Here is a 6660-nt window from a genome sequence, read left to right on the forward strand (position 1 = left end):
CTGGGGGTCCCCCCGACAAAGTCCGGGGGCGGGTCAGATGCCGCGCTGGCTTGCGTAGAAGACCAGCCTGTACTTGCCGATCTGCACTTCGTCGCCGTTGGACAGCGCGACGGAGTCGATGCGCTCACGATTGACGTAGGTGCCGTTGAGGCTGCCCACATCCCCCACGGTGAAGCTGCCGTCGGGGCTCCGACGGAACTCCACGTGCCGACGCGACACCGTCACGTCGTCGAGGAAGATGTCGCTCTGCGGGTGGCGGCCGGCGGTGGTCAGCTCGCTGTCCAGGAGGAAGCGGCTGCCCGAGTTGGGCCCCCGACGCACCACCAGGAGCGCCGAACCGAGAGGCAGGGCGTCCACGGCGGCCTGGGCCTCGGGCGAGAGCGACGGCACGGAGGTCTGTCCGGTCGCCTCCGCCTCGTAGGCCTCCAGGCCGGAGATGGAGATGGTCGACGTCGTCTCCGAGGCCCGCTCCGGAACCCCGCCCCGCAGCGGCGCGCCGCAGTTGGAACAGAAACGGCTGGCCTCGGCGTTGCGGTGCCCGCACCTCGTACAGACCGGCATGGACGAAGCCTCCTGCCTCGGGGCGAACCCTCCACCCGTACTTGAGGTTGACGGTTCTCCGAAACCTATGCGGCCAGGACCGGCAGGGTCAACAGACGACGCGCCGGAACCACCCGAATTGTCACCCCCCGGGCCCCCCACCTGATCGCGGAAGAGGGGGCGCTCGCCACCCTGCTCCTCGGTCTGGCCATGCCGCGGTGCGCGATGGCGTGCAGCCTCATCGCGAGCGCTCTTGCCGAACAACTTCCCAAACAACTTCACGGGCGATTCCCCTTGACCGAAACAGACCCGCCCGTGGGGCAGGACGAACCCTGAATGAACACACCTGCCGACCCGGACATCTTCACAACGTCCGTATCCACTCGACAGTTTCCACCACGCACCACCAATACGATGCGGCGACCCCCCGCAACCTCCCGCCCGTGTCCCCCGACGCCCACACGACCCTGGTTCACTGGGCCGACGACCGAGAGTAGTCAGGCCGCTCCGCCGGTCGCAAGGCGTCGACGACGATGTCGTCGGACTGCGCCACGTGCACGGTGGCCTGCTCCTTCTCCAGCGTCTGCACCACACCGCCGGGGATGTTCAGCGCCGGTTCCAGGTCCTGCGGCTTGCCGATGACCTTGAAGACGTACGGAGCGGAGATCTTGCGGTCATCGACCTCGACGGCGCCTCCGTCCCCGGAGAAGTACGTGTTGGCCACCACGCGCACACCGTTGACCTCGATCGCCTCGGCACCGGCCGCCCGGAGCTCCTGAAGGGCGTCGAGCAGCATGTCCGCCTGCACCGCGTCACCCGGATCGTTGACCGTGAGGGTGATGCCGGGGCCGTGCACCGCCACCGTACCCGCGAGGATGCCGAGTTGGCGCTCCTTCTCGACCGTCTGCTTCCGCGCCTCTTCCGCCTGGTCGGAACTGTTCTCCAGCTCCGTGCGCTGATCGACGAGGCGCTGCTTCTCGTCCTCGAGCCGCTGGGTACGGTCGTCCACCTCGTCGAGGATGCGGACCAGGTCCTCCTGCCGGGCGCCGCGCAGGGCACTGTTGTCGCTGTTCGACCGCACCTGGATGGCGAGCCCCAGGCCAAGGACGAACAGCAGTACCGCGACGATGAGTTGCGCGCGGGTGACCCGGGGCGGCCAGATTCCGGCCATCAGCCGCTGGCGCCCGGTCAGCTCCTCAGGAGCCTGCCCGGCCTGCTCCGCGGGCCGGGCGCGGTCGCCGTCGAATGCGTCGTTGCTCATCGGCGTCACGCCCGGAAGACGTGCCGGCGGATCGCGGCGGCGTTGGAGAAGATCCGGATCCCGAGGACGACGACCACTCCGGTGGAGAGCTGCGCACCGACGCCCAGCTTGTCGCCCAGGAAGACGATCAGCGCGGCCACGACCACGTTCGAGAGGAACGAAACCACGAAGACCTTGTCGACGAAGATGCCGTCGAGCATGGCACGCAGACCGCCGAAGACGGCGTCCAGGGCGGCTACGACCGCGATCGGGAGGTAGGGCTCGACCACCGCCGGCACTTCGGGCCGGACCAACAGTCCGACCACGACTCCCACGACGAGGCCCAGTACGGCGATCACGATGTGCCCTTCCCTGTGTCTGCCGCACCACTGCCGGTGTCTGCGGCCTTATAAGGCTCTGCTGTCCGTACGATCAGGCTCGGGGCGGCCGGGAGGTTCACCTTCTCCTCGACGGAGATGCTGGTCCTGATGTCGAAGGTGTCCTTCAGCGCCTGCAGGTACTGGCCGTCGGCACTGTCCTTGAAGGCGGCGCCGAGCTTCTTCCCGTCCCCCACCGCGAGCACCGTGTACGGCGGCACGAGCGGCTTGTTGTCGACCAGTATGGCGTCACCCGCGGCACGGATCGCCGACAGGGCGGTCAGGCGCTGTCCGTTGATGGCGACGGCTTCGGCGCCCGACTGCCACAGGCCGTTGACGACGCGTTGCATGTCGCGGTCGCGAACCCGGCCCGTGTCGGAGAATCCGCTGCTCTCGCGCGGTCCGCCCCCGCCCTGGTCGGTGTCCTTCGCGTCGTCGACGACGAGCTTCACCCCGGGGCCGTGCACCGGTGTCGCCCCGGAGAGCAGGGCCACCAGCTCGGCCTGGTCACCGCCGTGCTCCTCCAGCGCCTTGCGCTGACGCCGGCCCACGTCGTCGCGGATCTCCTCCACCTGCGCTTCTAGGGTGTCGGCCGCGGACGTCTCGGCGTCGATCCGGTCGATGAGCTCCTCGCGCTCCTTGGCCAGGACCGGCGCGGAGACCCGCGCCTGCGCGGCACCGAGCGTCACGACGAGCGCGGCCAGCACCAGACATGCCGCGAAGCCGAGCTTCGCCTTGAGGGTCCGGGGCATCCCCGTACGCCCGTCGGCCTTGCGACGCGCCGACGCTTCGGCGTATCCGTCGTCCAGGCTGTGGTCCATCACATTGGTCAGCAGCGACATGGACGCGTCGGGGCGCGGCGGCGGTGCGGCGGTACTCCGTTCGGGGGGCTGCTGCGACATGCCGCACATCGTCGCATGTCGCAGCGGCTACCGCCGAATGGCCCCACCGAGGCGCGGAAGGCAGCCGGGCGGCTCCCTCAGCCCTACCACGCGATCCGGGCGCGATCCGGGGGCCGGGGCGGCATCACTCGACCGCCCCGGCCCCCGGTCACCTCACTGACCTGCGCTGTCGACGATCGCGGACCATTCGTCCAGGAGGGCCTGGGCAGAGGCGTCGTCCGGCCCCTCCGCCCACAGATGGGTCACCGCTTCGGCCCGGTCCGGAAGGACCATCACCCAGCGCCCGTCCGCCTCGACGACCCGTACGCCGTCCGTCGTGTCGACGTCGCGGTCCCCCGCGGCCTCGACCACACGGCGCATGACCAGTCCCTTGACGGCCCACGGCGTCGCCAGATCCCGCCGCAGCACATGGGCGCGCGGAATGCGTGCGTCGATCTGGCTGAGCGTGAGCTGCGTCCTGGCTACCAGTCCGATGAGCCGCACGAACGCGGCGGCGCCGTCGAAAACGCTGCTGAACTCGGGAACGATGAACCCGCCTCGCCCGTCTCCACCGAAGATGGTGCCTTCCTCGCGTCCCACCCGCGTCAGGTCGTCGGGCGACGTCATCGTCCATTCGACCTGGGTGCCGTGATAGGCGGCCACCTGCTCGGCAACGCGGGTGGTGGTCACGGGCAACGCCACCCGGCCGCTGCGGCGTTCCGCGGCGACGAGATCGAGCATGACCAGCAGCGCCCGGTCGTCCTCGACGATCCGGCCCCGCTCGTCAACCAGTGAAAGTCGTTCGCCGACCGGGTCGAACCGGACGCCGAAAGCGGCCCTCGCCGAGGAGACAATCTCCCCGAGCCGAACCAGCCCGGACCGCCGGGTCTCGGCCGACTCCGTCGGCCTGGACTCGTCGAGGCCGGGGTTGATGGTCAGAGCGTCGACACCGAGCCGTCCCAGCAGGCTGGGGAGCACGAGCCCCGCGCTGCCGTTGGACGCGTCGACGACCACCTTGAGCCCCGCGTCCGCAATCCCCTCGGTGTCCACGTTCCGGAGCAGTGATCCCGTGTACGAATCGAAGACGCTGGACGGGAAGTGAAGGTCACCGATCTCGCCCGGGAAGGCGCGGCGATACTCCTGCCTGGCGTAGACGCGGTCCAGCTTGCGCTGCTGCGCCTGGGAGAGGTCCGCCCCCCGCTCGTCGAAGAACATGATGTCGACGGAGTCGGGCACTCCGGGCGAAGTACGGATCATGATGCCGCCGGCGCTACCGCGTGCGGTCTGCTGACGGGCCACGGGCAGCGGGACGTTTTCGAGGTCACGGACGTCGATGGCGCTGGCCTGGAGCGCCGAGATGACCGCGCGTTTCAGGGCTCGGGCGCCACGGGAGTGGTCACGCGCGGTGGTGACCGTCGAGCCCTTCTTGAGTGTCGTCGCGTACGCACCGGCGAGCCTGACGGCCAGTTCCGGCGTGATCTCGACATTCAGGATTCCGGACACCCCTCGGGCGCCGAAGAGGTGAGCCTGTCCGCGCGACTCCCAGATCACCGAGGTGTTGACGAAAGCGCCGGCCTCGATGGTCTTGAACGGGTAGACGCGGACATTGCCCTGAATGATCGATTCCTCGCCGACGAGGCATTCATCCCCGATGACCGCCCCGTCCTCGATCCGGGCCGCGCGCATGATGTCGGTGTTCTTGCCGATCACGCAGCCACGCAGATTGCTGTGATCACCGATGTACACGTTGTCGTGCACCACGGCCTTGTGGAGGAAGGCGCCGCTCTTCACGACGACGTTCGACCCGATGACCGTGTGTTCCCGGATCTCGACCCCGGCCTCGACCTTGGCGTAGTCACCGATGTACAGCGGCCCTCGAAGCACCGCGTCGGGGTGCACCTCGGCGCCTTCGGCCACCCATACACCGGGGGAGATCTCGAATCCGTCGATCTCGACGTCGACCTTGCGCTCGAGCACGTCCGCCTGAGCCTTCACATAGCTCTCGTGCGTGCCGACGTCCTCCCAGTAGCCCTCGGCGACATAGCCGTAGATGGGCTTGCCCTCCTTCATGAGCTGCGGGAAGACATCGCCGGACCAGTCCACGGAGACGTCGGCCTCGACGTAGTTGAAGACCTCCGGCTCCATGACGTAGATGCCGGTGTTGACGGTGTCCGAGAAGACCTGGCCCCAGGTGGGCTTCTCCAGAAAGCGTTCGACCTGACCCGCTTCGTCCACGATGGTGATTCCGAATTCGAGGGGATTCGGCACGCGGGTGAGACAGACCGTGACCAGCCCGCCCTTTTCCTTGTGGAAGGCGATGAGATCGGTGAGGTCGAAGTCGGTGAGCGCGTCACCCGAAATGACGAGGAAGGTGTCGTCCTTCAATGCCTCTTCGGCATTCTTCACACTGCCTGCGGTACCGAGCGGTTTCTCCTCGTTCGCATAGCTGAGCTCCATCCCGAGCTCTTCGCCGTCCCCGAAGTAGTTCTTCACGAGCGAGGCAAGGAACTGGACGGTCACGACCGTCTCATTGAGCCCGTGCCGTTTGAGCAGGCGAAGCACGTGCTCCATGATCGGCCGATTGGCTACGGGAAGGAGCGGCTTGGGCATGCTTGAGGTCATGGGGCGAAGGCGAGTGCCTTCACCACCTGCCATCACAACGGCCTTCATGTCGGAAACGTCCTCCTTGAAGAGACGACGGTCTAGCCGACTTCGCCCGTCGGGGCAGCATCTGTGTCATCAGCCGCGGGCCGGCCACGTCGCGCGGCACCGCATCAACGAGCTCAATCGGCTACTGCATCCGCCTTGACCAGCCGGCGGACCTGAACCACATAGAGGATTCCTGCCCACCAGTAGAGCGTTGTACCCCATCCTGCGAACGCCCATCCGAAAACAGTGGCCAGCGATGCCAGCCAACCACTTCCGTCGCTGAGCAGCAACAAGGGGAATGCGTACATCAGGTTGAACGTGGCCGCCTTACCCAGGAAGTTCACCTGGGGCGGCGGATAGCCGTGACGGCGCAGGATTCCCACCATCACGAGAAGCATCAGTTCACGGGCCAGGAGCGCGGCAGTGAGCCACAGCGGAAGGATCTCCCGCCAGGTCAGTCCTACGAGCGTGGACAGAATGTAGAGACGGTCGGCAGCCGGGTCAAGCAGCCGTCCGAGGCTGCTGATCTGGTTCCATCGACGCGCGAGCTTGCCGTCGAGGTAGTCACTCACGCCGCTGAACATCAGTACCAGCAGCGCCCAGCCATCACTCTGGGGCCCGCCGAACTCAGGACGAAGAATCAGCCACAGGAAGACGGGTACGCCGACGAGGCGAGCCATGCTGAGGATGTTGGGGATGGTGAGTACCCGGTCCGTCTGAACGCGGGTCTCCTGGACCTCCACCCGGGGGCCTCCTGTGAGGAACGTGCCAATGATGCCCCCTGACCCTACCCTCAGGCACGGCCGGCACCTGCACAGGGGTGCCAGGAGGGCCGGTAAACGCAGAAAAGCCCCGCGCCACAAGGGCACGGGGCTTTTCAACAATAATTGTTCGGCGGCGTCCTACTCTCCCACAGGGTCCCCCCTGCAGTACCATCGGCGCTGAAAGGCTTAGCTTCCGGGTTCGGAATGTA

The 6660-nt window shown here is 67.3% G+C and carries 6 protein-coding genes and 1 rRNA gene; all 7 read right to left on the bottom strand.

Annotated features, from left to right (window positions below; all coding sequences use genetic code 11):
• Nucleotides 1–33: 33 nt before the first annotated feature.
• On the bottom strand, nucleotides 34–951 hold the full coding sequence (locus tag ACFYPA_RS35195) for an FHA domain-containing protein (protein ID WP_359086210.1): 918 nt from the start codon (nucleotides 949–951) through the stop codon (nucleotides 34–36).
• A gap of 61 nt (nucleotides 952–1012) precedes the next feature.
• Nucleotides 1013–1801, bottom strand: coding sequence for a DUF881 domain-containing protein (locus ACFYPA_RS35200; protein WP_359086204.1), 789 nt, complete (start codon nucleotides 1799–1801; stop codon nucleotides 1013–1015).
• Nucleotides 1802–1806: 5 nt separating this feature from the next.
• Nucleotides 1807–2139 carry a small basic family protein gene (locus ACFYPA_RS35205; RefSeq protein ID WP_003970459.1) on the bottom strand — a complete coding sequence of 111 codons (333 nt, stop codon included), beginning with the start codon at nucleotides 2137–2139 and terminating at the stop codon, nucleotides 1807–1809.
• Complete coding sequence (locus ACFYPA_RS35210) at nucleotides 2136–3059, bottom strand: DUF881 domain-containing protein (RefSeq protein WP_359315469.1); 924 nt, start codon at nucleotides 3057–3059, stop codon at nucleotides 2136–2138. The genes ACFYPA_RS35205 and ACFYPA_RS35210 overlap by 4 nt, the downstream gene beginning before the upstream one ends.
• A 153-nt stretch (nucleotides 3060–3212) precedes the next feature.
• Nucleotides 3213–5708: a mannose-1-phosphate guanyltransferase gene (locus ACFYPA_RS35215; RefSeq protein ID WP_359086207.1), complete on the bottom strand. Its 2496-nt coding sequence runs from the start codon at nucleotides 5706–5708 to the stop codon at nucleotides 3213–3215.
• Nucleotides 5709–5821: 113 nt separating this feature from the next.
• Complete coding sequence (locus tag ACFYPA_RS35220; RefSeq protein WP_266776362.1) at nucleotides 5822–6430, bottom strand: CDP-alcohol phosphatidyltransferase family protein; 609 nt, start codon at nucleotides 6428–6430, stop codon at nucleotides 5822–5824.
• Nucleotides 6431–6576: 146 nt separating this feature from the next.
• A 5S ribosomal RNA gene (rrf, locus tag ACFYPA_RS35225) occupies nucleotides 6577–6660 on the bottom strand; the annotation flags it as partial.

The organism is Streptomyces sp. NPDC005775, from assembly GCF_042871565.1.
Taxonomy (GTDB): domain Bacteria; phylum Actinomycetota; class Actinomycetes; order Streptomycetales; family Streptomycetaceae; genus Streptomyces.